Here is a 26,763-nt window from a genome sequence, read left to right on the forward strand (position 1 = left end):
GCCTCTCTCGCGTCCCGTCAGTCTGCCCCTATCCTCCGGTTCACAACGTGGCCTGCAGTGGCAGCACTCTTCAGTAGATCTTCAAGGCGATTCCTAAAAGACTGTTCTGCGCCGAAAAAGTTCGGTCCGTCAAACGCCACCCGAAAGTGTCAAAAGCGCGTGCCTGAAGCTTGCACCCGTCATCGATTGCTGTCGCCGTAACCTCCAGGGCAACTGGAAGAACTTTCTCGCCTGAAAGGAGGTTTCCGAGGATCCTATAAAACCAATTAGAGCCAGCACGGATACGTACCGCTCCGCCGTCGATTTCAACCTTCGCGCGTGACTTAGCGAACGATCCCGCAATGGCTTCGATGGCGGCGCTGGCACCTAAGGGCGATCGCCAGTGCTCAGTTATCTCCACGATTGGTTTTCCCTTGTAACCATCAAGGCCCACGACAACGCCCCCTTCATTGCGGAAGGACGTGTTCTTTGGACGTCCCGGTACCGAATCTACAGGCGATCTTTCTAATGAGGGATAACCTCTTTGCGCAGCCTATCCAGGGGGCCGTTCTATAGCTCCCCTTCGTACTCTCGTAGACTTCAACCACAGGGCGACAGAGCCCGAAAGTAGCCCGTTGTTGCGTCGACCACTTGAATCCGCCGCACCTTCACCGTGCAATCATCGTGCGGGGTAAACGTGCATAGGGAGGCCAGCAACGGTGCCGAGGGAAGAATCTTGCGTGGCCGCGCGCTCGGCCACCGGCTTACGGGCGGTACATCGTCACTTCCCCAGGCTGAGCCAATGCGCACTGAGATATCCCTGCTCGTCGTCGTGACAGGATCGACGGATGAACCTAACACCACTTCCAGACGTTCGTGCGGAGCAGGGAAGCGCGTCCGCACGGGACGCGGCCGGAATCTGGGCTCGCGCTACCGCTCTGCGGGATCAACTCCCCGTAATTCCAGCGGTCGACGACAAACTGCCGGGTATTGAATCAGCGCTTGCCCTTGACGGGGCGCTGCTACTAATGGCCCGTACTGGTGATCGCGCGATGGCGTTCTCGATCGTCGTTCCTCGACTGGATGTTTTGGAAGTGCTCTATCTAGCAGTTGACCCGGAAGCCTGGGGCAACGGTCTTGCGCGCCAACTCCTTGATCATGTCCGACGCCACTCGCTGGACGTGCAGATTTCTATGGAGCTTTGGGTTATCGCTGACAACACGAGAGCCATCGCCTCCTACGAAAGTGCCGGCTGGATTCCAACGTCCGACGTTAAGGTTCGCAACTCGCCGGGCCGGCCGGAACGCCGCTACTTCCTGTCCCCGTAAGGGATCGTCAACCGGACGGCTGTGAGAAGCTGAGCGAATGATTCTGGAGCACGCGATCCTCCCCGTCCGTACCGGCAGCGAGTCGGATTTCGAAGAGGCATTCCGGGTGGCGCGACCTCTGATCAGCAGGCAGCCGGGGTTCCGCAGTCTTTCGATTTCGCGGTCGATCGAGTCCCCAAACCTGTACCTTCTCCTCGTTGAGTGGGATTCGATGGAAGCTCACACCGACGACTTCCGTGGGTCCGCCGACTACGAGCAATGGAAGGGCCTGCTGCACCATTTCTACGACCCGTTCCCGGTCGTTGAGCACTTCACAACGGTGCGGTAGCCGATCCCCTTGCGGACAGCCAAACTCGTCCCCTGGTCCGTCTGGATCTGTCTCATGACTCGGGTAAGTAAGAGTCCCGGTGTTTCGAGGTGCAGAGGCCTTCGAGGCACCGAATGGGCCCAATTGAATGGGCCGCTGCCCCTCAGTCGGATCCATACCCGGACGGTCGCCTTTGGTGAAGAACACGATCCTGCACGAACGTCCATCGCCTCATAACAGAGTGCAGCGAGATGCTTGGTTGGCCCGGGGCCATGCTGACCCGACGTCGGGTATTCAGCGCCTGGTCTCGTACCTGGTCAGCAGCACGCCGTCGGGAAACGGCCGGGTCTCCACCAGGCTCAGGTTTACCCAGTTGTCCAGGGCGGTGAAGAACGGCGTGCCGCCGCCCACCAGGACCGGATGGGTGACGAGCACGTAGTCGTCGATCAGCCCGGCCCGCATGGCCGCCCCGGCGAGTGTGGCACCGCTGATGTCCATGGCGCCGCCGTCGCCGGCCTTGAGCCGGGTGATTTCGGTGACCGCGTCGCCGGTGACCAGGCGGGTGTTCCAGCCGACCGTGCTGATAGTCGAGGAGAACACTGCCTTCGGCATCTCCCGCCAGCGGTGGGCGAACTCGATCTGCGCCGGTGTGGCGCCAGGCTGCTGGTCGGCAGTCGGCCAGTGGGAGCTCATGGTCTCCCACAGTTTGCGCCCGTACAGCGCCAGCCCGGTCACCGCAACCCGGTCCGACCACCATTGGAACAGCTCGTCGCTCGGTACGCCCCAGCCGAGGTTGTCCCCGGGCGCGGCAATGTAGCCATCCACGCTCATGTTCATGGCGAAGGTGAGGTTGCGCATGGCGATAGTCTCCCGTCGTTTGGTATTCGCTGTACAGACCGGCGGTTGACGGAGGTGGACCCGTGTGCGCTCCGCAGGCGATAGGAAGTGCCGGAACGGATCACGAGCGGTAGTCCATACACCGCTGCAAACATCCAGCAGAACTGTCAATTCAGACGTAAATGGTTTCGTGCTGAAAATGCTTTTTAGCAGGCCTCCACAAAATCGAAGTCTATGCAATAACAATGTGGAACTGCTGTGGAAACCCGAAGAATACGTTCCTTTTGCCGTGTAGGGGCAGGGATTAGGGGGAGCCCGGGATTGTTTCGGATGCCCCCAGCAATGACACTGAACGAACTGATAATTGGCGGTGGCATTGGACTCCGGGGAGCTAAATTGATTTATAGTCCGTTTTTCCACAGGGGCGAGCGTGGCAGTAGTTCCAGAAGGGCCGCGCTTTTCCAATTGCTAGGACTTGATCGCTTGGCTTGCGGCCTCCTGACAGCGATGTTGGTTGTGCTGGCTGCTCTGGCAGTGCCGGTCCCGGCGTCGGCTGCCACCGGTGATGTTGGCGTTGAAGGTCCATCGCATACAGGAACGGACAGTCCCACGGGCACCAAGCGGGCCACCAGTTCGCTGTGGTTCACCGACGGCTCCTGGTGGGGCAACCTGTGGAGTTCGGCCACGTCGGATTTCCACATCTTCAGGTTCAATGCCGCGACGGGTTCCTGGGTGGATACGGGTGTGGCAACTGATCCCCGCCCAAGCACCCACCACGACGTGTTGTGGGACGGGAAGACGCTGTATGTGGCCAGCTACCGGTTCGTTAACGACGAGCTGCCGGCTGAGCCCAACTACCCCACAACATTGCGCCGCTACAGCTATGACTCGAGCACCAAAAAGTACAGCCTGCTGAGTTCCACCCAGATCAACAACTCCAAAGTTGAGGTCCTGACCATCGATAAGGACACCACTGGCAGGGTCTGGGCCACGTGGCAGCAGGGAAACAGGATCTACCTCAACGTGACCGCCACGGACGGCAAAACGTGGGGAACCCCTTCCAGCATCCGGCATCGATGAGCAACGTCTCCGTGGATGACACGTCGGCCGTTATCGCGTTCGACGGGAAGATGGGCGTCATGTGGAGCCGGCAGGTCGGCGACTCCACCGATGGCATGTACTGGAGCTACCACGTCGACGGCGCCTCGACCACGTCCTGGAGCACCCCCGTTGCGGCAGTTTCGGGCCAGAGCAGCAGCGATGACCATATGAATCTGAAGTGGCTGGACTCCTCGGGTGGCAGGGTTTTCGCCGCTATCAAGACGTCCTACACGTCAGCATCCCAGCCCCTGATACAGCTCCTGGCACTCAGTGGAACCACGTGGTCGGCGCACACGATCGCAACCGTGGCGGAGTGTCCCAACCGCGTGATCGTGATGATTGACGAGAGCACCCAGCGGCTGCGTACCTTCGCCACCTATCCGAAACCTAGCGGCACGACGGATGCCGGTGTCTGCACCAGTACGGGAGGCGCGATCTACGAGAAGTCCACGCCGCTGGACAAGATCAGCTTCACCACCACCAAGACAGCCCGCATCGTGGACGCCGACCAATATGTGCACAACGTGACCTCGACCAAACAAAACCTCAACAGTGCCGACCGTGGCACGGCGAACAGCGGCCTGCTGGTGCTTGCGGATGCGAATGCGACCAGCCGGTACTGGCACTACTACGATCCGACCGGCGGCGGCAGCACTGATACGGCAGCCCCCACCGTGACGGCGACGTCTCCCGCTGCCGGTGCCACGGGTGTGGCAGTGGCGGCGAACGTGACCGGGACGTTCTCGGAGGCCATGACTGCCTCGACGATTACAGCGAACACGTTCACCTTGAAGACGGGGACGACGACGGTGCCGGCCGCCGTGTCGTACAACAGCACAGACAAAGTGGCCACATTGAACCCCAGTGCCGACCTGGCGGCCGGTTCGACGTACACGGCAACCATCACGGGCGGCGTGGCCGGGGTAAAGGATGCAGCAGGCAATCCTCTGGCATCGGACAGGACATGGACCTTCACCACGGCTGCGCCCGCACCCGCGCAGACTCCCATTGCGGTGAAGGCGGCGTCACTCAACGGTGGGCTGGGAGCAGCCACCACCCCGGAGATCTACGGCCTGAAGGACAACGGCGGATACCAGTGTTTTGAACGCGGATGCATCCTCTACTCGCCGGCAACAGGGGCCCACATCTCGGTGGGGGCGATCCGCAGTCTTTGGGCGGCTACAGGGTTTGAAAACGGCGGGCTCGGATACCCGGTCACCGACGAAGTGGGCGGGCTCAGGGACGGCGGGGTGTACCAGAACTACCAGGGCGGCGCCATCATCTGGTCGCCGGCAACAGGGGCCCACATCTCGGTGGGGGCGATCCGCAGTCTTTGGGCGGCCACGGGGTTTGAAAACGGCGGGCTCGGATACCCGGTCACCGACGAAGTGGGCGGGCTCAGGGACGGCGGGGTGTACCAGAACTACCAGGGCGGCGCCATCATCTGGTCGCCGGCAACAGGGGCCCACATCTCCGTTGGCGGCATCCGTTCAATCTGGGCCTCCACAGGGTTTGAATCAGGCCGCCTCGGATACCCCACCAGTAACGAATACGCGACGGGCAATGACGGAAGCGTGGCCCAGAACTACCAGGGCGGCGTTATTCACTGGAGCCCGACCCGGTCCTACATCTCATGGTTCTGAGGACCGGACCGGCGCGTTGTCCGTTTGGTGGCCTGAAACCCCCTGCGACTTGGTAATGTCTGGCCATGCCCATCAAGCTGGAAAACGTCGGCATAGCCGTCCGTGACCTTGACGCGGCCATCGCGTTCTTTACCGATCTCGGACTCACCGTCCTGGGCCGGCAGACGGTCAGTGGAGAGTGGGCGGACACCGCCGTGGGCCTTGACGGGAACCGCGCCAAAATCGCCATGCTCCAAACCCCGGACGGCCACGGCCGCCTTGAGCTCTTCGAGTACATCCACCCCGCGGCGATCGAGACTCCACCCACGTTGCCCAACGAGATCGGCATGCACCGCGTCGCATTCTCAGTGGAGGACATCGACGCAGCACTTGAAATCGCGGCGAAGCACGGCTGCCACCCCCTTCGCGGTGTGGCCACCTACGAAGACGTCTACAAGCTGACCTACGTCCGGGGGCCCAGCGGCATCATCGTAATGCTCGCCGAGGAACTGAAGAAGGGCTGAGCGCCCGCTGCAATATACTCCCAACATGCCCTTCTCGCACCCAGCCCTCAATACCCATCGGTCCGTTACCGTGCTGCGCGGAGGCCAGCTGTGAGCGGCGGCCTGGTTGCCCTGCTCGATGACGTTGCGGCCCTGGCCCGGATTGCGGCCGCCTCGGTGGACGACGTCGCGGCCGGCGCCGCCAAGGCCGGGGCCAAGGCCGCGGGCGTCGTGATCGACGACGCCGCCGTCACCCCGCAGTATGTGTCGGGCTCGGACCCGTCCCGTGAACTGCCGATGATCAAGAAGATCTTTTGGGGCTCCATCCGGAACAAGCTCCTGATCATCCTCCCGGCCCTGCTGCTCATCAGCGCGTTCGTCCCGGGAATCATCCCGTTCATCCTCATGCTGGGCGGCACCTACCTCTGCTACGAGGGCGCAGAAAAGGTCTGGCACAAACTCCGCGGCGGCCACGAAGAGGACGGGGATGCTCCGGCGGTGGACCGCGGGCACGACGCAGAGGCCAAGGTGGTCAAGGGCGCCATCACCACGGACTTCATCCTGTCCTGCGAAATCATGGTCATCTCCATGAACGAGGTTGCCGCCGAGTCCATCTGGGTCCGCGCGTTCATCCTGGTCATGGTCGCGTTCGCCATCACGGTGCTTGTCTATGGCGCGGTGGCACTCATCGTCAAGATGGACGACATCGGGGTCCATCTGGCTGCCAAGGACTCTCCCCGCGCCAAGCGCCTTGGGCATCTGCTGGTGAGGGGCATGCCCGCCGTGCTGACCACCATTACCTTGGTGGGAACAATCGCCATGCTGTGGGTGGGCGGGCACATCATGGTGCAGGGGGCACACGACCTCGGCTGGCATGCACCCTATGACCTGATCCATGCACTCGAGCACCCGGTGGCCGGGGTTGCGGTTGTGGGCGGCTTCCTGGCTTGGCTGGTCGACACCCTGTGCTCGGCAGTTATCGGTCTCGCCTGGGGCCTGGTAATCCTGGCAGTCGTAGGACCGCTGCTGAAAGTATTGCCGTTCGGCAAGGCCAAGGGCGGCCACGACGAGCACGCGGAAACGATCCGGGCCGAGGCCCCTGGCCCGGAGAAGCATGACGCCTGACGGACAGCGCGTACCTCGGGAGCGAACCCTAGAACGCGTAGCGGATGCGGCAGTAGGGAGTTAACTTCCCCATCAGTGTGGTGAGCTGCCGGACGTACCCCGCCTTCGCCCGCGCCCGGTACCGGACGTTGCTGAAACCGTTCGACGAGACCTTGGCTTCCTGGAGATCGGGACGCCACAGGACGTCTTCAGCCTGCGGATGCCAGCCCAGGTTGACCTGGTGCAGCTGGTCATTGTGCGTCAGGAAAATGACTTCCGCGGCCAGCTGCTCCTTGGCCGCCGGCGTCAGGGTCGAATCGAGTTGGCGCAGCAGCTGCTCCCAGTCCGAGAGCCAGGTGTCGGTGATGATGACGGGGGAGAAGTTCACATGCACCTGGTAGCCGGCCTCAACAAAGTCGTTGATGGCGGCCATCCGCTCCGCCACCGGCGACGTCCGGACGTCAATGGACTTCGCCAGGTCCGCGGGCATCAGCGAAAAGCGGATCCGGGTGTGCCCGCCGTGCTCCCAGTCCAGCATTGCCGGGTTGACGAACTTGGTGGCAAAGGACAGCTTCGCATTGGGCAGTTCGCGGAAAAGCGTGACAAGCTCCTCCACGTTGTCGCTGATCAGTGCATCGACCGAGCAGTCACTGTTTTCGCCGATGTCGTAGACCCAGAGTTCCGGGTCGCACTGGTTGGGCTCCAGCTTGATCCCCTGGCGAACGGCGTGCCGCTCAATGGCTCCGGCGATCTGGCCAATGTTGGCGAAGACCGTGACCGGATTGCTGTAGCCCTTGTGGCGCGGCACGTAGCAGTAGGCGCAGGCCATGGCGCAGCCGTTGGCTGTGGAGGGTGCGATGAAGTCTGCTGACCGCCCATTGGGCTTGACGGCCAGCGACTTCTTGACGCCAAGGACCAGCGCTTCTGTCTTGATCCGGGACCAGCGCGGGACGTTGGTTTCGTCACCATGCACGTCCGGAATGTTCCAATGGTTTTCGACCAGTACGACGTCGGCATCCGGCCAGCGTGCCACGATCTCCTGTCCCCGGGGCAGCTCCAACGCGGCAGGCTGGGCGTAGATGCGCCGGATCTGGAGCAGCCGATCGAATTCCATGACCTCATTCTCTCCGACACTCCGGGGCCGCAGGCCGCGGTGACGCCCACGGCATCAGCAGCAATTGCCCGCAGCAGGTTCCCGCGGAAAGTGCACTGCTCCGGCGGACGGTAGACTGGACTGTGCCGTTCTCCGGCCACGCTGCCCCAGCGTCCCTTACGTAGTACGTGCGCGGACCAGGGCGTTCCCTGTTGTGAAAGGCCTTACCTGCTGTGATTACTGTCCAGGATCTTGAACTGCGTGCCGGTGCCCGGCTCCTGATGGACCAGGTGAGCTTCCGCATCGATAAAGGTGACAAGATCGGCCTGGTGGGCCGGAACGGTGCCGGCAAGACCACGCTGACGCGTGTCCTTGCGGGCGAAGGCCTTCCCGCGGCCGGCAAGGTGACCCGCAGCGGTGAAATTGGCTACCTGCCCCAGGACCCGCGCACCCCTGACATGGAGCAGCTGGCACGGGACCGGATCCTCTCCGCCCGCGGCCTGGACATCGTGGTCGGGAAACTCCGCAAGGCGCATGACGAAATGGCAAGCGACGACGCCGACGTCCAGCGCAAGGCCATGAACCGGTACGACCGGCTGGAGTCCGAATTCCTCGCGGCCGGCGGTTATGCCGCCGAGGCCGAAGCTGCCTCCATCTGTTCCAACCTGGCACTCCCTGACCGCCTGCTGAACCAGCCGCTCAAAACACTTTCCGGTGGCCAGCGGCGCCGCGTGGAGCTCGCACGCATCCTCTATTCCGATGCCGAAACCATGCTCCTGGACGAACCCACGAACCACCTGGACGCCGATTCCATCGCCTGGCTGCGTGACTTCCTGAAAAACCACCAGGGCGGCCTGATCGTCATCAGCCACGACACCGACCTGCTGGAAGCAACCGTCAACAAAGTGTTCCTGCTGGACGCCAACCGTGCCCAGATCGATTTCTACAACATGGACTGGAAGCGGTACCTGCTGCAGCGGGAGACGGACGAGCGTGCCCGGAAGCGTGAACGGGCCAACGCAGAGAAGAAGGCACAGGTCCTCATGGACCAGGCCAACAAGATGCGTGCGAAGGCCACCAAGGCCGTGGCCGCACAGAACATGGCCAAGCGCGCCGAACGGCTGCTCAGCGGACTGGAAGCCGTCCGCGAGCAGGACCGCGTAGCAGCCCTCCGGTTCCCGGACCCGTCACCCTGCGGCAAGACCCCGCTTACCGCCGACGGTCTCAGCAAGTCCTACGGCTCGCTGGAGATCTTCACCGACGTGGACCTGGCCATCGACCGAGGTTCCAAGGTGGTCATCCTGGGCCTCAACGGCGCCGGCAAGACCACGCTGCTGCGCATGCTCGCGGGGGTGGACACCCCTGATACCGGCGAAGTCATCCCGGGCCACGGGCTGAAGGTGGGCTACTACGCGCAGGAACACGAAACCCTGGACCACGACCGCACGGTGCTTGAGAACATGCGTTCCGCTGCGCCGGACATGAAGGACGCCGAGGTGCGCGGCATCCTCGGTTCCTTCCTCTTCTCCGGCGACGACGTCGACAAGCCGGCAGGCGTGCTCTCCGGCGGCGAGAAGACGCGCCTGGCCCTGGCCACCATCGTGGCCTCCAGCGCCAACGTCCTCCTCCTCGACGAACCCACCAACAACCTGGACCCCGCCAGCCGCGCCGAAATCCTCGGCGCCCTGCGCAACTACACCGGCGCCGTCGTCCTGGTCAGCCACGACGAGGGCGCTGTTGAAGCCCTGAACCCCGAACGCGTGGTCATGCTTCCCGATGGCGTCGAAGACCTCTGGAACGAGGACTACCTGGACCTGATCACCCTGGCCTAGCGCACCTTCAGCTCCAGGGCGCCGGTGATCCTCCGGAGCTGGGCGTAGGTGATGCTGAACATTGACTGGTGGTCCCCTGCTCCGGCCCAGAGGGTTTCGTGCTCCTGGAGGCTCAAGTCCAGCAGGGTCCTGATTCGCTTCGGGTGGCCGACCGGGGCTACCCCGCCTACCTCCTGGCCGGTATGTTCCAGGACGAAGGCAGGGGAAGCGCGGCGGATCCGGCCCTGGGCCAACTGCCCGGCCACGAGCTTTGTATCGACGCGCGCGGCACCGCTTGCGAGGATCAGCAGCGGCTCACCGTTGAGGTCGAAGACCAGGCTGTTGGTGATGGCCGCCAGATCGCACTCCAGAGCTTTTGCAGCCGCCGCCGCCGTCGGCACCCCGGCTTCAAAGGTCCGCACCGTGTCGCCGACTCCGGCACCCACCAAGGCCGCCCGCACCAAGGCGACAGGGCCGCCGTCGTCCGTGGTCATGCCTCAGTACCCCTGTGCGTCCAGGAGGGCGTCTTCTTCCTCCTCCGCCGTGGCCCTCTTGCGCTTGCGCGGCGGGGCCGGCCGGCGGCGGGAGGCGGGGACGGCTGAATGCACGGCGCCGTCCGGCAGAGCCTCTTCCTCCTCCTCGGCGTCGATCGCTGCATTGCGGGCCTGCTGCCGGGCCGCGTAACCGAAGCCGACGAACATGAGCACGCCGAAGGCGAACCACTGCAGTGAATAGGACAAGTGTGTGCCCTCGTCCGTGGACGGCTTGGGGAACGCGACGGGCATGTCGGCGGACGGCGGCGTCTCCGACGCAAGCTGGCCGTAGGCCCCCGTGAGCAGGGGATAGCCCAGCTGCGCGGCGTACGTGGGCAGGTCGATCGATGCGAGCTGGCCTTCGGGCGCCCCGCGCTGAAGTTCCGGCTCGCCGTGCTTCAGGCGGACGACGGCGGTGACCTCACCGGACGGGGGTGCCGGCACCGAATCCGGGCTGCCCGGGTTCTTGTTTCCGATGGGCAGCCAGCCGCGGTCGATAACGACGGTTTCGCCGGTGGCCAGGCGGAAGGGGACCACCACCTCGTACCCCGGCTGCCCGTTGAGCGGGCGGTTGCGGACAATCCGCTGGCCGGCGGCATCGTAGGAGCCCTTCAGCTCAACCTGGGTCCACTCCTTGGCCGGGTCCAGCTGGTTGAACTGGTCCCGTGCCTGCGTGAAGGGGATGGGTGTGGCCGAGTAGTTGCTGACAACGCGGTTGATCTCGGCCAGCGTCTCGGCGCGGCGGTCCATCTGCCAGCGGCCCAGGAAGACGCATGCGGTGGCAAAGATCGCGGCCAGCAGGAGATAGCCCAGCCATTTGCTGGAAAAGAGGAAGCGGTACATTCAGATGTCCTGCTCGGGTGAACCGTCGTCGCCTGGGCGCAGGGGAAGCGTTTCCTTCCAGAGCCCCCGCGTCTGCAGGTAGTCCTCCAGCCATTCCCGGTGGTCGGCGCAGGCCAGCCAAATCTTGCGGCGTTCAGGCGCATGAATCCTGGGATTGTTCCAGAGGAGCTGCCAGGACGCCTGGGCCCTGCAAGCCTTCCGTGAGCAGATGGCGGCCGTTTCGGATGCCAGGTCCGATCCTGCTGCAAAATCGAAAATGCTCATGATGCCTGCCGCTCCTCCCCGGGCCCGGGCTCCTCATCCTTCACCACTTCGCCCTGGAGCACAGCGCTTCCCGGCTGGTCTTCCGTATCCGGGAGAACCGGGCTTTCAATCTCGGCCAGGGGAGCGGAATCCAGCAGCAAATCGCTGTGGGCCTCAGCCTTGTCGCTCCCGTTGGCGATGACCACCGCAATCCAGGGCAGGAACACCGCGCCCGCCACGGCAATGATCTTGAACCAGCCGTCCACCACGAAGATCAGGATCAGGCACACCATGCGGATCCCCATCGCCAGGGCGTACTTGATCATCCGCTGGCGCATGTCCTCAGAGTGCGCGCCGGCAGCGTCGGTAATGCTGTGGACCTCGGTGTCGCCGGAGAACCGGCCCGGTTCTTCGGGCGCGGAATGTCCCGCATGGTTTTCAAGGGTCACGGTGAATGATCACGCTCCAAAGGCTTCCCTCAATTCTCGCACCATCGGCAGTGCTGCCCAAACCCGCAGCGGGCCTGCCGCTAAGATCGGAGGCAGCCCAAACCACACCCGCTACCGCGGCGCAGCCTGCCGCAGAATCCGGAGCCCCTCTATGACTGAAACAGCTTCCGCGCCCCGCAGCGTCCTGATCACAGGCGGCAACCGCGGCATCGGCTTGGCCATCGCCCAGGCGTTCCTGGCTAACGGTGACAAGGTGGCGGTGACCTACCGCAGCGAAACCCAGCTGCCTGACGGCATCCTCGGGGTCAAGGCGGACGTCACCGATGAGGCTTCCGTTGACGCAGCGTTCAAAGAAGTGGAGGCTGCCCACGGCCCGGTGGAAGTGCTGGTGGCCAACGCCGGGATCACCAAGGACACCCTGCTCCTGCGCATGAGCGAGGACGACTTCACCTCCGTCATCGACACCAACCTGACCGGCGCCTTCCGTGTCATCAAGCGTGCCTCCAAGGGCATGATCCGGCTTCGCAAGGGCCGCGTGGTCCTGATCTCGTCCGTCTCCGGTCTCTACGGCGCCCCGGGCCAGATCAACTACTCCGCCTCCAAAGCCGGCCTGGTGGGCATCGCCCGGTCCCTCACCCGCGAACTCGGCTCCCGCGGCATCACGGCCAACGTGGTCGCTCCCGGCTTCATCAACACCGACATGACCGCCGAGCTCCCCGAAGCCACCCAGAAGGACTACCTGGCCAGCATCCCCGCCGGGCGCTTTGCCGAAGCGTCCGAGGTGGCCAACGTGGTCCGGTGGATCGCCAGCGACGAGGCCGCCTACATCTCCGGCGCGGTCATCCCCGTGGACGGCGGCCTGGGCATGGGCCACTGACTCGTCCGGACCTTGCCCCTGCAGGAAACTAGCCGGGCGGCGCTTATTTGTCGGAGCCGCACAAGGGATATCGGCAACAGCCGCTGGCATGATGGACTGCAGACCACAACGATTTAGATGTTTTGAACAAAGGAAGCTCGAATGGGACTGCTGGACAACAAGACGGCCATCGTCACGGGATCATCGCGGGGCATCGGCGCCGACGTAGCAAAGATCCTCGCCTCGGAGGGGGCCGCCGTCGTGGTCAACTACCGCCAGAAGGCGCCCCGCGCCAACAAGGTGGTGCAGGGAATTGAAGCCGCCGGCGGACGCGCTGTCGCCGTCGGCGCCGACCTCACCACGCAGGAGGGCGTGCAGGCCCTCGCCAGTGCCGCCATGGAGAACTTCGGATCGCTGGACATCCTGGTGCTGAACGCCTCCGGCGGCATGGAAACCGGCATGGGGGAGGACTACGCCCTCAAGCTCAACCGCGACGCCCAGGTGAACATGCTCAACGCCGCAGTGCCCCTGATGAAGGAAGGATCCCGCGTGGTGTTCGTCACCAGCCACCAGGCCCACTTCATCAACACCGTCCCCACCATGCCGGCCTATGAGCCCGTGGCCCGCAGCAAGCGAGCCGGTGAGGATGCCCTGCGCGGCCTGATCCCCAACCTGGCGGAGAAGAGCATCTCCCTGGTGGTGGTGTCCGGCGACATGATCGAAGGCACCGTCACCGCCACGCTCCTGGACCGCTCCACCCCGGGCGCCATTGAGGCCCGCCGCGCGGAAGCCGGGAAACTGTACTCCGTGGAGGAGTTCGCCCAGGTGGTGGCCGGCATGGCAACGGCCGACGTCGAATCCGGCCACACCGAGTACGCCGGCGGAGCCGACTACTTCGGCAAGGGCGCCCAGCAGCCTTCCAGCTAGGTACCAGGAACGTGGCTCCCGCTGCCGGGCAATCCGGCGGCGGGAGCCACAGCCATTTAAGGCGCCAGCAGGGTCAGACGCCGGCCACGTGGCGGACGGCGTCCAGGTACGGCATGTTCAGGGCTGCGTCGGCCACGGCGCACACGGCAGGCTTGGCGTTGAACGCCACCCCGATCCCCGCAGCGCCGAGCATGTCCAGGTCGTTGGCGCCGTCGCCTACAGCCACGGTGTGCTCCAGGGCGATGTCCTCCGCCGCGGCCCACTCCCGCAGGTACTTCTCCTTGGCGGCCCTGTCCACCACCGCGCCCAGCACCCTGCCGGTCAGCACGCCGTCAACGATTTCAAGTTCATTGGCCTGCCAGTAGTCCAGGCCCAGGTCGGCGGCAATCGGCTCAAGGATCTGGTTGAACCCGCCGGAGACCACGGCCACAATGTGGCCGGCCGCCTTGAACGCCGCCACCAACTCCCCGGCGCCTTCGCTGAGCTTCACTTCGTGGCGCACGGAATGGACGACGTCGGCCGGCAGCCCCGCGAGCACCGCCACCCGGGCGTGCAGGCTCTGGGCGAAGTCCAGTTCGCCGCGCATGGCAGCTTCCGTGACAGCCGCGACTTCCTCGCGTTTGCCGGCGTAGGCGGCCAGGAGTTCGATGACCTCCTGCTGGATCAGGGTGGAATCCACATCCATGATCAGCAGCTTCCGGGCAGCGGCCCGAAGACCGGCTGGAACAAGCGCCGTGTCGAAATCTCCGGTCGCGGCGTCCGCCACGGACCGGCGCAGGGCGGCGAGCGCCGCCGCGGTCACGTCCGGAAGGGCCAGTTCGAGGATGCGGACCTGGTACCGGTCGTCCGCCGGAGACGATTCGGACACCACCTGGGCGCCGTGCGATGCAAGGACGGAACGCAGCTCCTCCAGCCCGGTGGGGGTCACATTGAGGCCATAGCTGACCGCAGTCACGTTCGAAGTCATGCCTGCAATCTTAGCCAGCGCCGACCGGACGACCGGAATTCGTTGCGGACAGGCGGATAGCGCCGGCACTGCTGCCGGGCCTACCATAATCGTGGCTGGGTTTCCGACGGACGCGTCCTGACACCAGGAGACACAGATGGACCAGCCAACCACGATTCCCGGCGACAGGACCGCAGCAGTGTGCGCCTACGCCGCGGCAGCCGCCGGGGCCCTGGGCGCGGTGACCCTGGGGGCCATGTACGCCGTCGAGGTCCCCGGGGCGGCCCTTACGTATTCGGCACCATCAACGACGCCACCGGCGCTGCGTTCAACGTGCTGGCCATTCCGGTCATCCTTCAAGTCCACCGAAGGGCGCCCCGTGCGGTGTGGACGGAGCCAATGACCTGGCTCACGGTTTCAGCCTGCGCTGCAGGTGCTGCCAGTTCCGCACTGCTTGTCCTGAGATTGCTTGATTTCAACACTTCCACCGCTGTTTCCGTCGCGTCCATCACCCTGCAGGGCGCGTGGTTCCTGGCCATCCACGCCCGGCTGCGCAGGGTGGAGGACTATCCGCGCAGCCTGTCCGGATTGGGGCGCGCCATCGGCGGTGGAATGCTGTTTGGATTTGCCTTGGCTGCAGCAGGCTTCTCCGTGGAGCGGCCGGCGTGGCTGCGGACGGCACTGATGGCGGCCGGGGCAGCGGCGGCGGGCGCAGCGTGGCTGGCCTGGCCCTACTGGTATTACAGGGCAGGGCAGTACCTGGGCGGCAGGCTGCGTTCCGGAACTGTGCCGGCGGCCGGAGCCCAGGACGGCGGTTGAGGGCAAAGCCGGCGCCAGCCGGAGACTGCCACTTAGGGGCCTTCACACCGGTTATCAGTCATCTTGTTTTTTGTCCTAGTGTCTACTCCTATGAGTGATGTTCTGGAACTGGACTCCGTCAGCGTTGTCCGAGGTAAGAAAACCCTGCTGGACAAGGTTGACTGGCAGGTCAATGAAGGCGAACGATGGGTCATCCTGGGCCCCAACGGCGCCGGCAAAACCACCCTCCTCCAGATCGCGGCGGCCCGGCTCCACCCGAGCAGCGGCACCGCGGGCATCCTCGACGAAGTCCTGGGCCGCGTCGACGTCTTCGAACTCCGCCCGCGCATCGGCCTCTCGTCCGCAGCCCTCGCCACCCAGATCCCCGAACAGGAGAACGTCCTGAACGTGGTGGTCACCGCGGCCTACGGCGTCACCGGCCGCTGGCGCGAAGGCTACGAGCGCGACGACGAACGCCGCGCGTTCCGACTGCTGAACGACTGGGGCATGGGGCCGCTCCTCAACAGGACCTTCGCCACCCTGTCCGAAGGCGAGCGCAAGCGCGTCCAGATCGCCCGGGCCCTCATGACGGACCCCGAACTGCTCCTCCTGGACGAGCCGGGCGCCGGCCTGGACCTGGGCGGCCGCGAAGAGCTGGTCCACAAGCTGGGCGAACTCGCCAGCGACGAGGCCGCGCCGGCCATGGTCCTGGTCACGCACCACCTCGAGGAAGTCCCTCCGGGTTTCACGCACGCCATGCTGCTGCGTGACGGCGGCGTGGTGGCCGCCGGTCCCATCACCAAGGTGCTGACCGAAGAGCACCTGAGCACCACCTTCGGCCTGCCGCTGTCGGTGACCGAAAACGCCGGGCGCTACACCGCCACAGCCCGCCGCTAGAGCCGGCCTGCGCCAACTACCGTGGAACTCTTCAGCAGCATCATTGTGTTCATCGCCGGCCTGTGGGCGGGCACCATCAACGCGGTGGTCGGGTCCGGCACCCTGGTCACCTTCCCGGTGCTCATCGCCCTGGGCGTGGCACCCGTCACCGCCTCCATGAGCAATGCCATGGGCCTGGTCTTCGGAACGGGCGCCGGGGCTTTCGGATACCGCCGCGAGCTGGCCGGCCGGGGACGGCAGGTGCTGCGCCTGCTGCCGGCGTCGGTCCTGGGCGGCGTCACCGGCGCCTGGCTCCTGCTGCACCTGCCGGAGAAGGTGTTCCACTACGTTGCGCCGGTCCTCCTGGTCCTGGCGCTGCTGATGGTGGTGTTCCAGCCGCGGCTCCAGGACTGGGTGCGCAACCGCGAGGCCAACCCGGAGCACGCCGTCCGGGACAAGCGCCACGGGATCCTCCTCATAGTGCTGGTGTACCTTGCCGGCGTGTACGGCGGCTACTTCGTGGCTGCCCAGGGAATCCTGCTGGTCGGAATCCTTGGTGTCTTCCTCACCGGCACCATCCAGAACGCCAACGCCATGAAGAACATCCTGGTGCTCGGCGTCAACATGGTGGCGGCCATCTCCTACCTGCTGTTCGCCTTCGACCGGATCAACTGGTTGGTGGTGCTGCTCATTGCGGTCAGCTCCACCATCGGCGGCCTGCTGGGCTCGAAGGTAGGCCGGAAGCTTTCGCCGCGCGTCCTCCGCGCGGTGATCTTCAGCCTGGGCATCGTGGCGCTGGCCGTCATGACCGCCAACCTGCTGAAATAATCACCCGGTGACCTTCCACTACCTCGACTCTGCCGATGACCCGCGGGTCAGCGACTACACCACCCTGACGGACGTACACCTCCGCAAGCTCCGCGAACCCGCCGAGGGAATGTACATCGCCGAGTCGTCGAGGGTCCTTCGCAGGGCGCTGGCTGCGGGCCACCAGCCGCGCTCGTTCTTCCTGGCGGAGAAGTGGATGGCGGACCTCGGCGACGTCTTCCAGGCATATCCCGACGTCCCGGCCTTCATTGGCTCGGCAGCCCTGCTGGAGGAAATCACGGGTTTCCACCTGCACCGCGGCGCCATGGCGGCCATGCAGCGCCCTGCGCCGGTGCCGCTGCCGGATCTCCTGGCCGGAGCGCGGCGTGTGGCCGTGCTGGAGGACATTGTGGACCACACCAATGTGGGCGCCATCTTCCGTTCTGCCGCGGCGCTGGACATCGACGCCGTCCTGGTCTCACCCCGGTGCGGGGACCCGCTGTACCGGCGCAGCGTCAGGGTCAGCATGGGCACGGTGTTCCAGGTTCCCTGGGCGCGCCTGCAGGACTGGCCGGGCGACCTCCAGGTGCTCAAGGACCACGGCTTCACGGTTGCCGCACTGGAGCTGACGCCGGACGCGGAGGACGTCGACGCCGTCGCCTCGCGCAACGTGGACAGGCTCGCCCTGGTGCTCGGCACCGAAGGCGCCGGCATGAGCCCCCAGACCCTCGCCGCCGTCGACCTCGCCGTCAAAATCCCCATGCGCAACGGTGTGGATTCCCTCAATGTTGCTGCCGCCTCGGCCGTGGCGTTCTGGGAGCTCCGGGCGCGGAAGGGGTAGGCGAAGCCGCAGGTGAACCGGTTCGTCAGCCCCTCCCGCATCCGCTATGATGAATAGCTGGTTGTCCTGCTTTTTCAGCTTCGGCTGATGCAACAGATCCCAGCCATCCCATTCATACCTGGCAGCTGGCAAAATCCAGCTGCGCGAACAAAGGTCCCATTATGAAGTCTGATACACACCCGAAGTACGAAGCTGTTGTCTTCAACGACCTGGCCTCCGGCACCAAGTTCCTGACCCGCTCCACCGTGTCTTCCAACAAGACCATCGAGTGGGAAGACGGCAACACCTACCCGGTCATCGACGTCGAAATCTCTTCCGAGTCCCACCCGTTCTACACGGGCAAGCAGCGCATCATGGACTCTGCAGGCCGCGTCGAGCGCTTCAACGCTCGCTTCAAGGGCTTCGGCGGCAAGAAGTAAATTTCTTCCCCAAGGTCTGATGGAATGCCCGCACCGGCAACGGCGCGGGCATTCCGCTTTAACCGTGCACCCGTTTTCTGGGGCAGGATGGAAAGCATGACCGAGCCGCATATTCCTGCCCATGATGCCGCCAGCAACCAGCGCCTGCACGGCGAGTACAAGGTTCCGGGCGGCAAGCTCGTGGTGGTTGACCTGGCCGTGGTGGACGGTGCCTTGTCCGGCGTCTCCGTCAGCGGGGATTTCTTCCTGGAGCCGGACGAGGCACTGGAGGACATTAACCGCGCACTGACCGGCCTGCCGGACACCACGCCCGCCAAGGACCTCGCAGCCGCCGTCACGGCCGCACTGCCGGCCGGAGCCGTGCTGTTCGGCTTCTCCGCGGACGCCGTTGCCGTCACGGTCCGCCGTGCCCTGGCCAAGGCAACCTCCTGGGGAGACCACGAGTGGAACGTCATTGCGCCCACCGTGCTTCCCACCGAAATCAACGTTGCCCTGGACGAGGTGCTCACCGAGGCCGTCGGCGCGGGGGCTCGCACGCCCACGCTGCGGTTCTGGGACTGGCAGGAGCCGTCCGTGGTCATCGGCAGCTTCCAGTCCGTGCAGAACGAGGTGGACCCCGACGGCGTTGCCAGGCATGGCATCAACGTGGTCCGCCGGATCAGCGGCGGGGGAGCGATGTTCATGGAGGCCGGCAACTGCATCACGTATTCGCTCTACCTGCCGCAGACCCTGGTGGACGGGCTCAGCTTCGCCGACTCCTACCCCTTCCTGGACGCGTGGGTCATGGCCGCACTGGAACGGCTTGGCATCAACGCCTTCTACATCCCGCTTAATGACATTGCCACGGACCAGGGAAAAATCGGCGGCGCCGCACAGAAGCGCCTGGCCAATGGCGGCATGCTCCACCATGTCACCATGAGCTATGACATCGACGCCGACAAAATGGTGGAGGTCCTGCGGATCGGCAAGGAGAAGCTCTCCGACAAGGGCACCCGCAGCGCCAAGAAGCGGGTGGACCCGCTGCGGCGCCAGACTGGCCTGGCACGCACGGCGATCATCGAGGCGATGATGGCGGTCTTCAGCGAGCGTTACGGGGCAACGCCGTCAGAGCTGGCGGGACACGAACTGGCGGCCGCCGAGGAACGGGTGGCCGCCAAGTTCGGCACCAGGGAATGGCTCCACCGGGTCCCGTAACCGGGCAGCGCCCTGGCCTTAGGGTTCGATGCGCGGGGACTGCCCGTGCGCACCGGCCCCGGCCTTCACTGCGCAAGGCGGGTCCATTGGCACCGCCGTTAGCGCTCAGATTACCCGGCGGCCTGCGCGGTGAGTGCCCGCAGCAGGTGGCTGCGCTGCTCGATGATGATCCGGCGCAGGGCGTGCGGTGCGTCGGGGTTGGCGGCCAGCCAGTCGTCCGTCCGGCGGACCACCGGGTGGTCTTCGGGGCGTGTGCCCGCCGCCAGGTCCTGCGCTGCGGGATAGAGTCCGCGGACAATCCGGCTGGCGATTTCGATGGTGCGCTCATCCCAGACAGTGCGCAGGCAGTCGAAGTACGGCTCCACGTACAGCTCCAACAAGGCCGGCGGCGCGGTGGTGAAGCCGGTGATGGTGGCGGTGAGGAGCTGGTTGGAGAGCTCACTCCCCTGGACCGCGGCCTCCCAGGCCGCTGCCTTGACCTCCGGGTCGGGGCGGGATGCCATGGCAGTTGCGTGTCCGGCCCGGCCTGAGGCCGTGGTGTCCCGCGCCAGCGCGGCGTCGAGCCCGGCCGCGCTGGCCTGCCCGTTAGCGGCCAGCGCATGCCAGAGCTGCCAGCGCAGCTCGGCGTCCACCGCCAGGCCCTCCACGGGGAACGTGCCGTCCAGCAGGCCGCGGAGCCGGGGAGCGCTGCTGCATCGTGCCGGCTGAGGGTGGCAAGGGTGCGCGCCCAGGCAAGCTGCGCGTCGGAGCCCGGGACCGCCCGGTCCAGCTCCGCTATGGCTGCCGCCAGGAAGGAAGCACGAACACTGTCACGGGTGTCCGCCGGGGTGTAGCGTTCGACGGCGGTAGTTGCATTGTCCAGGATGTTCAGCAGCACCCCGATGCCCGTCTCAGCCGGACCGAAGGCGGCCACGGCGTCAACATATTGGCTCGCCGGGCTTTCGCCGTCGCGGGCGGAATTCCACAGTGCAGTCCAGCAGAGGGCGCGGGCCATGGGGTCCTTGATCCGGTCCAGGGATGCACGGACCGTGGCTTCGGACACCGGATCAAGCCGCACCTTGGCGTACGTCAGGTCCTCGTCATTGACCAGCAGGAGTGCCGGCCGCGGCTGCCCGGCGAGCTGGGGGAGCCCGGTCCGCGCGCGGGCCACGTCCGTTTCGATGCTTCCGGTCCGCACCAGTGCACCGTCGGGGTCAAAATCGTAGGAGCCCACCCGGAGGCGGTGGGGGCGCAGCTCCTCACGTCCCGTCACCGGGTCCACTGCTTCCTGGACGATGGCCACCCGGCCCGGCACGCCGTCGTCGTCCTTCCCGCCGGCGGATCCGAGGTCCAGGGACAAGCGGGAAATTCCGGAGGTCTGCAGCCACTGCCGGGCCCATTCGGACAGGTCCCGCCCCGAGGCGGCAGCCAGGGCCGCGAGGAGGTCGGCCAGGGATGTGTTGCCGTAGGCGTGCTTCCGGAAGTACTCCCGCGACCCGGCGATGAAGGCGTCGAAGCCGACGTAGGCCACCAGCTGCTTGAGGACCGAGGCGCCCTTGGCGTAGGTGATCCCGTCGAAGTTCTGTTTGGCAGCCTCAAGGTCCGGGATGTCCGCCACGATGGGATGGGTGGTGGGGAGCTGGTCCTGCACGTAGGCCCATGCCTTGCGTTTGTTGGCGAAGTTGACCCAGGCCGTGTCCCAGTCCGTGGCCCGGTCAACACCGAGCGTTCCCATGTAGTCGGCAAAGGATTCCTTCAGCCACAGGTCATCCCACCACTGCATGGTCACCAGGTCGCCGAACCACATGTGCGCCATTTCGTGCATGAGCGTGTTAGCCCGCGCCTGGTACTGGGCGTCCGTGGCCCGCGACGTGAACACGTAGCTCTCCGTGAAGGTGACGAGCCCCGGGTTCTCCATGGCGCCGAGGTTGTATTCGGGGACGAACGCCTGGTCGTACTTGCCCCAGGGGTAGGGAAAGTCGAAGAGGCGGTTGAAGAAGTCGAGGCCCTTCTTGGTCAGGCTGAAGAGCTGCGCGGTGTCGAAGGAGTCCGCCATGGACGCGCGGCAGTAGAGGGCGAGCGGGACGTCCAGGCTGGTGCCGTCGTCGAGCGTGGCCTGCCAGCGGTCCTCGGCCTTGAAATACGGACCGGCCAGGACCGTGGTGATGTACGTGGACATGGGCAGGGTGGTGGCGAAGTCCCAGCACGCGCTGGCCGGATCGCTGGTCAGCAGGGTGCGGTTGGCCTCGGCGCCGTTGGAGGCAACGTGCCACCCGGCAGGGGCCATCACATGGAAGGTGAAGGTTGCCTTCAGGTCGGGCTGTTCGAAGTTCGCGAAGACCCGGCGGGCATCGGCGGGCTCGTACTGCGTGTACAGGTAGCACTGGCCGTCCGCGGGGTCCACGAACCGGTGCATGCCTTCGCCGGAGCGGCTGTACAGCGCTGTTCCGGTGACCGTGACCTGGTTTTCGGCCCGCAGGTTGTCCAGCCGGATCCGTGCGCCGTCCACCACGTCGTCCACCCGCAACCCCTTGCCGTTGAGGAACACGCTGTGCACGTCGCTGCCGATGAAATCCAGGAACGTGGTGGCACCGGGATTTGCGGTGAAGGTGATGACGCTGCGGCTGGTGTACCCGGGGACCGCCGGATCCGCTGCCTGCCGCACATCCAGGGAGATGTCGTAACTGGTGGTGCTGACAAGAGCTGAACGTTCAGCGGCTTCACGGCGCTGCAGATTCTCATGTGACACCCGGCTATCTAATCACGGTGCTGATTCATTGGCTCAGCCGGCGATCAGGAAGGCGGCACCCAGGCCCAACACGGCGATCAGGAGCCAGGACGCGAGGGCCGCCAGGAGTGCCTGCCCGCCCGTGTGGAGCAGGGTGCGGATCCGCACCGCAGAGCCAAGGCCAAACAGGGCCGCACCCAACAGGATGTCCTGCAGCGTGGCCCCGAGGTCCAGCCAGCCGCCGGACAGCCAGCCCGTGGAGCGCAGGCCCACCATGGCAACAAAGCCCACCACGAACAGCGGCACCAGCGGAGGCATTTCCGCTGTCACGCCCTCGGCGCCCAAGGCCCGCACGCCGTTGCGGTGATGCGCACCCGCCAGGGCGGCGACGGGCGCCAGCAGCAGCACGCGGGTGAGCTTAACGACGACGGCGACCGCCAGGGCAGCGGTACCTGCGGTTTGCGCCGTGGCCACCACCTGGCCCACGTCGTGGACCGACGCGCCGGTCCACGCCCCGAAGACTGCGGCCGTGAGTCCCAGGGGCTGGGCGAGGAGGGGCAGGACGCCGATGGCCAGCGTCCCGCAAAGGGTGACCAGGGCCACGGGCAGGACGGTTTCCACATGCCGGATGCGCCGGACCGCGGCTATGGCGCCAATGGCGGAGGCACCGCAGATGGAGAATCCGGTGGCCACCAGCAGTGACGTCACGGGCGGGAGGCGGAACAGGCGCGAGATCGCGTACGTCCCGCCGAAACTGGCGGCCACGACGCCCACGATCAGGACCAGTGCCAGCCACCCCAGGCCCAGGACGTCCATGACACTGACCTTCAGGCCAAGGAGTACGATTCCACCGCGCATCAGGTGCTTGCCGGCGAAGTCCAGTCCCGGGCGGGCCCGGCCCGCCGTCCAGCCGCCGGCACAGGGCAGGTTGGCGGCGAGCACGCCGAGAACCACGGCCAGGGTCATGGCAGGAAGGGCCGGCAGCAGCCCATGCACCAGGAACGCCGCCGCGACGGCGGCAGCGGCGGTCAGCAGACCCGGAACCAGCCGGGCAATCCCGGGTCCGGAACCGCCGTGGCCCGGCGCTGGAAGGCTTCTGCTGACTGGCACTCACCTACTGTGCCCGACAGTGCCCGTAAAGTACGAACCGGGCCATTGGCGCCAACACGCCAGAATGGATGGCAGTAATGAATTCGAAACAAAAAGATGGTTGGCTATTGGACATGTCAGACCTATTCCAGGATTACTCCGAGGCCGCAGGCCGCACCGGAGCCTACGACGAGATGTTCGCCCCGGGGCAGCAGGCCAGGGACTCGTACGGGCAGGTGGCGGACGCGCTCCGGAAGCTCTCCCTGGCGGACGTCAGCGCGCGCGCCGACTCCATGGCCCGCACCTTCCTGGACCGCGGGGTGACGTTCGACTACGCGGGCGAGGAGCGGCCCTTTCCGCTGGACATCGTTCCCCGGGTCATCCCGGCGGCCGAATGGGACGTACTGGAAAAGGGCGTTGCCCAGCGCGTCCGCGCCCTGGAAGCTTTCCTGAACGACGTCTACGACAAGATGACCGTGGTGTCCGATGGCGTGATCCCGCGCCAGCTGGTGACCACCAGCGCCCACTTCCACCGGCAGGTCCACGGCTTCGAGCCGGCAGGCGGGGTCCGGGTCCACATCTCCGGCATCGACGTGGTCCGCGATGCCGCGGGCACTTTCCGGGTCCTGGAGGACAATGTCCGCGTCCCTTCCGGCGTCAGCTACGTGCTGGAGAACCGGCGTGCCATGGCCAAGGGCCTGCCCGAGGCCTTCGGCCAGCAGCTCATCCGGCCCGTCGAGGAATACCCGCGCCGCCTGCTCTCCGCCCTGCGCAAGACCGCACCCGCGGGCGTGGACGATCCCACCGTCGTCGTCCTGACGCCCGGGGTGTTCAACAGCGCCTACTTCGAACACACCCTCCTGGCCGGCCTGATGGGCGTTGAGCTGGTGGAGGGCCGCGACCTGATCTGCCGCGGAAACCGCGTCTACATGCGCACCACGGCCGGTGAACAGCGCGTGGATGTCATCTACAAGCGGATCGACGACGACTTCCTTGACCCGCTCCAGTTCCGCTCCGATTCCATGCTCGGCTGCCCCGGACTGGTGAATGCCGCCCGCGCCGGCGGCGTCACCATCGCCAACGCGGTGGGCAATGGCGTGGCCGACGACAAACTGGTTTACAGTTACGTGCCTGACCTGATCCGCTACTACCTCAGCGAGGAACCCATCATCGCCAACGTGGACACCTTCCGCCTGGAGGAAAAGGAGGCCAGGGAGTACACCCTGGACAACCTCGCGGAGCTGGTGGTCAAGCCCGTTGACGGTTCCGGCGGCAAGGGCCTGGTCATCGGTCCGGATGCCTCCAAGGACGAACTGGACGCCCTCCGGCAGCGGATCATCGCGGACCCCCGCGGCTGGATTGCCCAGCCGGTACTGCAGCTCTCCACCGTTCCCACCCTGGGCGGGGACAAATTCGGCCCGAGGCACGTGGACCTGCGGCCCTTTGCCGTGAACGACGGCGACAACGTCTGGGTGCTCCCGGGCGGCCTGACCCGCGTGGCACTGAAGGAAGGGTCCCTGATCGTCAACTCCAGCCAGGGCGGCGGATCCAAGGACACCTGGGTCCTGGCCGATTCACCCCAGATGCCGGTGGAAACCGTGCCCCGGCAGTCCGTCACGGTCCGTGAACGGGTCTCCGTGTGGCCGGTGGAAAGCAACTGGCGCGACCGCCAGTCGGAGCAGCAGCAGTGAGCCGCGCCGCCGTCGGGCATATCCCTTTCACTGTTCCGGGCACGCTGGAGGTAGCCGCGAATGCTTAGCCGTATTGCCGAGTCCCTGTTTTGGATCGGCCGCTATGTCGAACGGGCGGACGGAACCGCCCGCATCCTTGACGTTCACCTGGAACGCCTGAACCACCTCCCCATGGAGGAGCGCAAGAGCGTGGCCCAGGAACTGCTGGCGGTCATGGGTGCCCGGCCGCAGAGCGAGGACTTCGGCCTGCCGGAACTGCTCCATGCCCTGGCCTACGACAAGACCAGCGCCACGTCCATCGCCGGCTCCCTGGGTGCTGCCCGTGAGAATGCCCGCCGTGCCCGCGAAACCGTGTCCTCGGGCCTCTGGGAGAGCCTGAACACCACCTATTACGGCTTGAGCCAGCACCGCAAGGACGTGGTGGGCACCTACCGCTTCTGCAACTGGACCCTGGAGCGCACCGCCATGGTCAGCGGCCTTGCCGACACCACAGTGAGCCATGACGAAAGCTGGCTCTTCCTGGTCCTGGGCCGTTCGCTGGAACGCGCGGACATGACGGCCAGGATGCTGTCCACCCGCGACGTGCTCTCCGCCGGCATGTCCTGGGTCAACATGCTGCGCTGCGCCGGTGCCTATGAATCCTTCCTGCGCACCCGCCGGGCGGCATTCGGGGACCAGCACGCCGCCGAATTCCTGCTGCTGGACCGGCTGTTCCCCCGCTCCATCGTCTACGCGCTGCGGGACGCCGACGAGTGCCTGGCCAAGCTGGACCCGTCCGCGCAGCGGGTGGGCTTCATCAACGACGCCCGCCGCATCGTGGGGCAGGCCCGGACCTTCCTTGAGTTCCACCGGACGGATGACCTCATGTCCGAACTGCCCGAGCACATGGAGCGTGTACAGAAGGCAGTGTCCCAGGCCTCGGATGCCATTTCCCGTAAGTACTTCAATCAGGCGGACGAACTTGCCTGGGTGGGAGAAGTGTCATGACCCGGTTGAGCATCGTCCACAGGACGGCCTACAAGTACAACAAACGGGTGACCCTGTCCTACAACGAGGCCCGGATGACGCCGCTGACGGATTCGCAGCAGGTGGTCCTGGAGTCCGTGGTGAAGGTGTCCCCGTCCCAGGCGGCGGTGAGCACGTACCGCGACTACTGGGGGACCAGGGTGACCGCGTTCGACATGCAGATGCCGCACGAGAACCTCGAGGTGGTCTCCAACATCACGGTGGAAGTCCACCGTGCCGAGAAGATCCCGGCTGAAGCGGACATCGTGGGCTGGGACGTCCTTGCCTCCCCGGAGACGCTGGATGCGTTCAGCGACTGGCTGCCGCAGTCCCGGCTAAGCGGGCCGGGCGACGAAGTGCTGGGCATCATCCCGGACGTCGTGGCCGGGAAAAACCCGCACGAGGCCGCCATGGCCGTCTTTGCCTGGATGCGGGGGAGATGACGTACATGTCCGGCTCCACCGCCGTCACCACCAATGCGGAGGAAGCCTGGGGCCAGCGCCAGGGCGTGTGCCAGGACCTGGCGCACCTGGCCATCGGTGCCCTGCGAAGCTGCGGCATTCCGGCCCGCTATGTGTCCGGCTACCTGCACCCGCGGTCCAGCGCCGGCATCGGCGAGACCGTGGCCGGGCAGTCGCACGCGTGGCTGGAATGGTGGGACGGTGACTGGCGCAGCTGGGATCCCACCAACCACAAACCCGCCGGCGACTTCCACGTCACGGTGGCCCGCGGACGGGATTACCGTGACGTGCCACCGCTCAAGGGCATCCTGTCCGGAGGCGGCGGGTCCGCCTTGAAAGTCAGCGTGGAGATCACGCAGCTCGCCTGAGCCACGTCAGGTTCCCCGGCTTCCA

General features: G+C 65.7%; 27 protein-coding genes and 2 pseudogenes. 19 read left to right on the top strand and 10 right to left on the bottom strand.

Features of this window, described 5'->3' with window-relative positions; translation table 11 throughout:
* Positions 1-70 precede the first annotated feature (70 nt).
* A complete protein-coding gene (locus tag OUO20_RS06645; protein WP_268002485.1) occupies positions 71-433 on the bottom strand; it encodes a hypothetical protein in 363 nt (120 codons plus the stop codon).
* Positions 434-827: 394 nt separating this feature from the next.
* On the opposite strand from OUO20_RS06645, the gene OUO20_RS06650 reads away from it, so the two are divergent.
* Together OUO20_RS06650 and OUO20_RS06655 are read left to right on the top strand one after the other, a co-directional pair.
* Positions 828-1,307, top strand: coding sequence for a GNAT family N-acetyltransferase (locus OUO20_RS06650; RefSeq protein WP_268003122.1), 480 nt, complete (start codon positions 828-830; stop codon positions 1,305-1,307).
* Positions 1,308-1,344: 37 nt separating this feature from the next.
* Positions 1,345-1,635 carry an antibiotic biosynthesis monooxygenase family protein gene (locus OUO20_RS06655; protein WP_268003123.1) on the top strand — a complete coding sequence of 97 codons (291 nt, stop codon included), beginning with the start codon at positions 1,345-1,347 and terminating at the stop codon, positions 1,633-1,635.
* 273 nt (positions 1,636-1,908) lie between these two features.
* On the opposite strand, the gene OUO20_RS06660 is transcribed toward OUO20_RS06655, so the two are convergent.
* The gene (locus OUO20_RS06660; protein ID WP_018771175.1) at positions 1,909-2,472 is read right to left on the bottom strand and encodes a dihydrofolate reductase family protein; all 564 of its coding nucleotides are present in this window, start codon (positions 2,470-2,472) and stop codon (positions 1,909-1,911) included.
* Positions 2,473-2,958: 486 nt separating this feature from the next.
* Between OUO20_RS06660 and OUO20_RS06665 the strand changes: the two genes are divergently transcribed.
* The 4 genes from OUO20_RS06665 (at position 2,959) to OUO20_RS06680 (ending at position 6,802) form a co-directional block, all read left to right on the top strand.
* Positions 2,959-3,531 (top strand): hypothetical protein, encoded by a 573-nt coding sequence (locus OUO20_RS06665; RefSeq protein WP_268003124.1) that lies wholly within the window; start codon positions 2,959-2,961, stop codon positions 3,529-3,531.
* Complete coding sequence (locus OUO20_RS06670; protein ID WP_268003125.1) at positions 3,528-5,195, top strand: Ig-like domain-containing protein; 1,668 nt, start codon at positions 3,528-3,530, stop codon at positions 5,193-5,195. Before OUO20_RS06665 ends, OUO20_RS06670 begins: the two co-directional genes overlap by 4 nt.
* A gap of 65 nt (positions 5,196-5,260) precedes the next feature.
* On the top strand, positions 5,261-5,698 hold the full coding sequence (locus tag OUO20_RS06675) for a VOC family protein (RefSeq protein WP_268003126.1): 438 nt from the start codon (positions 5,261-5,263) through the stop codon (positions 5,696-5,698).
* Positions 5,699-5,788: 90 nt separating this feature from the next.
* Positions 5,789-6,802: a DUF808 domain-containing protein gene (locus OUO20_RS06680; RefSeq protein WP_268003127.1), complete on the top strand. Its 1,014-nt coding sequence runs from the start codon at positions 5,789-5,791 to the stop codon at positions 6,800-6,802.
* 28 nt (positions 6,803-6,830) lie between these two features.
* Here OUO20_RS06680 and OUO20_RS06685 read toward each other — a convergent pair whose 3' ends face one another.
* Positions 6,831-7,895 carry a spore photoproduct lyase family protein gene (locus OUO20_RS06685; protein WP_018771171.1) on the bottom strand — a complete coding sequence of 355 codons (1,065 nt, stop codon included), beginning with the start codon at positions 7,893-7,895 and terminating at the stop codon, positions 6,831-6,833.
* Positions 7,896-8,107: 212 nt separating this feature from the next.
* Here OUO20_RS06685 and OUO20_RS06690 point away from each other — a divergent pair, with 212 nt between their 5' ends.
* Entirely contained in the window at positions 8,108-9,706 is a 1,599-nt protein-coding gene (locus OUO20_RS06690) for an ABC-F family ATP-binding cassette domain-containing protein (RefSeq protein ID WP_056390270.1), read from the top strand.
* On the opposite strand, the gene OUO20_RS06695 is transcribed toward OUO20_RS06690, so the two are convergent.
* The 4 genes from OUO20_RS06695 to OUO20_RS06710 are packed head-to-tail and all read right to left on the bottom strand — an operon-like array spanning position 9,703 to position 11,753.
* A complete protein-coding gene (locus tag OUO20_RS06695; protein ID WP_268003128.1) occupies positions 9,703-10,179 on the bottom strand; it encodes a YbaK/EbsC family protein in 477 nt (158 codons plus the stop codon). The genes OUO20_RS06690 and OUO20_RS06695 overlap by 4 nt on opposite strands.
* A 3-nt stretch (positions 10,180-10,182) precedes the next feature.
* Complete coding sequence (locus tag OUO20_RS06700; protein ID WP_018771168.1) at positions 10,183-11,061, bottom strand: SURF1 family cytochrome oxidase biogenesis protein; 879 nt, start codon at positions 11,059-11,061, stop codon at positions 10,183-10,185.
* The gene (locus OUO20_RS06705; RefSeq protein WP_268003129.1) at positions 11,062-11,325 is read right to left on the bottom strand and encodes a hypothetical protein; all 264 of its coding nucleotides are present in this window, start codon (positions 11,323-11,325) and stop codon (positions 11,062-11,064) included.
* Positions 11,322-11,753: a DUF3099 domain-containing protein gene (locus OUO20_RS06710; RefSeq protein ID WP_268003130.1), complete on the bottom strand. Its 432-nt coding sequence runs from the start codon at positions 11,751-11,753 to the stop codon at positions 11,322-11,324. Before OUO20_RS06710 ends, OUO20_RS06705 begins: the two co-directional genes overlap by 4 nt.
* Before the next feature lie 151 nt (positions 11,754-11,904).
* On the opposite strand from OUO20_RS06710, the gene OUO20_RS06715 reads away from it, so the two are divergent.
* Together OUO20_RS06715 and OUO20_RS06720 are read left to right on the top strand one after the other, a co-directional pair.
* A complete protein-coding gene (locus OUO20_RS06715) occupies positions 11,905-12,630 on the top strand; it encodes a beta-ketoacyl-ACP reductase (protein WP_018771165.1) in 726 nt (241 codons plus the stop codon).
* A 141-nt stretch (positions 12,631-12,771) separates the two neighbouring features.
* Positions 12,772-13,536 (top strand): SDR family oxidoreductase, encoded by a 765-nt coding sequence (locus tag OUO20_RS06720; protein WP_268003131.1) that lies wholly within the window; start codon positions 12,772-12,774, stop codon positions 13,534-13,536.
* A 73-nt stretch (positions 13,537-13,609) separates the two neighbouring features.
* Here the strand turns inward: OUO20_RS06720 and serB are convergent, their stop codons facing one another.
* Positions 13,610-14,503, bottom strand: a complete 894-nt coding sequence (gene serB, locus OUO20_RS06725; protein WP_268003132.1) for a phosphoserine phosphatase SerB — start codon at positions 14,501-14,503, stop codon at positions 13,610-13,612.
* A 136-nt stretch (positions 14,504-14,639) separates the two neighbouring features.
* Between serB and OUO20_RS06730 the strand changes: the two genes are divergently transcribed.
* The 7 genes from OUO20_RS06730 (at position 14,640) to OUO20_RS06760 (ending at position 19,417) form a co-directional block, all read left to right on the top strand.
* Positions 14,640-14,885, top strand: coding sequence for a hypothetical protein (locus tag OUO20_RS06730; RefSeq protein ID WP_268003133.1), 246 nt, complete (start codon positions 14,640-14,642; stop codon positions 14,883-14,885).
* Complete coding sequence (locus OUO20_RS06735) at positions 14,882-15,301, top strand: hypothetical protein (RefSeq protein ID WP_268003134.1); 420 nt, start codon at positions 14,882-14,884, stop codon at positions 15,299-15,301. The genes OUO20_RS06730 and OUO20_RS06735 overlap by 4 nt, the downstream gene beginning before the upstream one ends.
* A 90-nt stretch (positions 15,302-15,391) precedes the next feature.
* A complete protein-coding gene (locus OUO20_RS06740) occupies positions 15,392-16,177 on the top strand; it encodes an ABC transporter ATP-binding protein (RefSeq protein WP_268003135.1) in 786 nt (261 codons plus the stop codon).
* Positions 16,178-16,198: 21 nt separating this feature from the next.
* Positions 16,199-16,984, top strand: a complete 786-nt coding sequence (locus OUO20_RS06745) for a sulfite exporter TauE/SafE family protein (RefSeq protein ID WP_268003136.1) — start codon at positions 16,199-16,201, stop codon at positions 16,982-16,984.
* Positions 16,985-16,991: 7 nt separating this feature from the next.
* Entirely contained in the window at positions 16,992-17,804 is an 813-nt protein-coding gene (locus tag OUO20_RS06750) for a TrmH family RNA methyltransferase (protein ID WP_056390291.1), read from the top strand.
* Between the two features lie 161 nt (positions 17,805-17,965).
* Positions 17,966-18,223: a type B 50S ribosomal protein L31 gene (locus OUO20_RS06755; RefSeq protein WP_018771158.1), complete on the top strand. Its 258-nt coding sequence runs from the start codon at positions 17,966-17,968 to the stop codon at positions 18,221-18,223.
* Positions 18,224-18,319: 96 nt separating this feature from the next.
* On the top strand, positions 18,320-19,417 hold the full coding sequence (locus OUO20_RS06760; RefSeq protein WP_018771157.1) for a lipoate--protein ligase family protein: 1,098 nt from the start codon (positions 18,320-18,322) through the stop codon (positions 19,415-19,417).
* A gap of 110 nt (positions 19,418-19,527) precedes the next feature.
* Here OUO20_RS06760 and pepN read toward each other — a convergent pair.
* Positions 19,528-22,145, bottom strand: a pseudogene (gene pepN / locus OUO20_RS06765) (aminopeptidase N).
* Between the two features lie 33 nt (positions 22,146-22,178).
* Positions 22,179-23,234, bottom strand: coding sequence for a YeiH family protein (locus OUO20_RS06770; protein WP_268003137.1), 1,056 nt, complete (start codon positions 23,232-23,234; stop codon positions 22,179-22,181).
* Positions 23,235-23,347: 113 nt separating this feature from the next.
* Between OUO20_RS06770 and OUO20_RS06775 the strand changes: the two genes are divergently transcribed.
* From OUO20_RS06775 to OUO20_RS06785, 3 genes and pseudogenes are all read left to right on the top strand, one after another.
* A complete protein-coding gene (locus OUO20_RS06775; RefSeq protein ID WP_056390300.1) occupies positions 23,348-24,904 on the top strand; it encodes a circularly permuted type 2 ATP-grasp protein in 1,557 nt (518 codons plus the stop codon).
* A 60-nt stretch (positions 24,905-24,964) separates the two neighbouring features.
* Entirely contained in the window at positions 24,965-25,891 is a 927-nt protein-coding gene (locus OUO20_RS06780; RefSeq protein ID WP_013600945.1) for an alpha-E domain-containing protein, read from the top strand.
* A pseudogene (locus OUO20_RS06785) lies at positions 25,888-26,738 on the top strand (transglutaminase family protein). The gene OUO20_RS06780 and the pseudogene OUO20_RS06785 overlap by 4 nt, the downstream one beginning before the upstream one ends.
* Positions 26,739-26,763 lie beyond the last annotated feature (25 nt).

This window comes from Arthrobacter sp. FX8, from assembly GCF_026723805.1.
GTDB lineage: Bacteria > Actinomycetota > Actinomycetes > Actinomycetales > Micrococcaceae > Arthrobacter.

What these genes read in the sequence shown, in the direction of transcription:
- OUO20_RS06650 (WP_268003122.1), top strand. Translation starts at nt 828, where the DNA reads ATGAACCTAACACCACTTCCAGACGTTCGTGCGGAGCAGGGAAGCGCG.
- OUO20_RS06655 (WP_268003123.1), top strand. Translation starts at nt 1,345, where the DNA reads ATGATTCTGGAGCACGCGATCCTCCCCGTCCGTACCGGCAGCGAGTCG.
- OUO20_RS06660 (WP_018771175.1), bottom strand. Translation starts at nt 2,472, where the DNA reads ATGCGCAACCTCACCTTCGCCATGAACATGAGCGTGGATGGCTACATT.
- OUO20_RS06665 (WP_268003124.1), top strand. Translation starts at nt 2,959, where the DNA reads ATGTTGGTTGTGCTGGCTGCTCTGGCAGTGCCGGTCCCGGCGTCGGCT.
- OUO20_RS06670 (WP_268003125.1), top strand. Translation starts at nt 3,528, where the DNA reads ATGAGCAACGTCTCCGTGGATGACACGTCGGCCGTTATCGCGTTCGAC.
- OUO20_RS06675 (WP_268003126.1), top strand. Translation starts at nt 5,261, where the DNA reads ATGCCCATCAAGCTGGAAAACGTCGGCATAGCCGTCCGTGACCTTGAC.
- OUO20_RS06685 (WP_018771171.1), bottom strand. Translation starts at nt 7,895, where the DNA reads ATGGAATTCGATCGGCTGCTCCAGATCCGGCGCATCTACGCCCAGCCT.
- OUO20_RS06695 (WP_268003128.1), bottom strand. Translation starts at nt 10,179, where the DNA reads ATGACCACGGACGACGGCGGCCCTGTCGCCTTGGTGCGGGCGGCCTTG.
- OUO20_RS06700 (WP_018771168.1), bottom strand. Translation starts at nt 11,061, where the DNA reads ATGTACCGCTTCCTCTTTTCCAGCAAATGGCTGGGCTATCTCCTGCTG.
- OUO20_RS06705 (WP_268003129.1), bottom strand. Translation starts at nt 11,325, where the DNA reads ATGAGCATTTTCGATTTTGCAGCAGGATCGGACCTGGCATCCGAAACG.
- OUO20_RS06715 (WP_018771165.1), top strand. Translation starts at nt 11,905, where the DNA reads ATGACTGAAACAGCTTCCGCGCCCCGCAGCGTCCTGATCACAGGCGGC.
- OUO20_RS06720 (WP_268003131.1), top strand. Translation starts at nt 12,772, where the DNA reads ATGGGACTGCTGGACAACAAGACGGCCATCGTCACGGGATCATCGCGG.
- serB (WP_268003132.1), bottom strand. Translation starts at nt 14,503, where the DNA reads ATGACTTCGAACGTGACTGCGGTCAGCTATGGCCTCAATGTGACCCCC.
- OUO20_RS06730 (WP_268003133.1), top strand. Translation starts at nt 14,640, where the DNA reads ATGGACCAGCCAACCACGATTCCCGGCGACAGGACCGCAGCAGTGTGC.
- OUO20_RS06735 (WP_268003134.1), top strand. Translation starts at nt 14,882, where the DNA reads ATGACCTGGCTCACGGTTTCAGCCTGCGCTGCAGGTGCTGCCAGTTCC.
- OUO20_RS06740 (WP_268003135.1), top strand. Translation starts at nt 15,392, where the DNA reads ATGAGTGATGTTCTGGAACTGGACTCCGTCAGCGTTGTCCGAGGTAAG.
- OUO20_RS06755 (WP_018771158.1), top strand. Translation starts at nt 17,966, where the DNA reads ATGAAGTCTGATACACACCCGAAGTACGAAGCTGTTGTCTTCAACGAC.
- OUO20_RS06760 (WP_018771157.1), top strand. Translation starts at nt 18,320, where the DNA reads ATGACCGAGCCGCATATTCCTGCCCATGATGCCGCCAGCAACCAGCGC.
- OUO20_RS06775 (WP_056390300.1), top strand. Translation starts at nt 23,348, where the DNA reads ATGTCAGACCTATTCCAGGATTACTCCGAGGCCGCAGGCCGCACCGGA.
- OUO20_RS06780 (WP_013600945.1), top strand. Translation starts at nt 24,965, where the DNA reads ATGCTTAGCCGTATTGCCGAGTCCCTGTTTTGGATCGGCCGCTATGTC.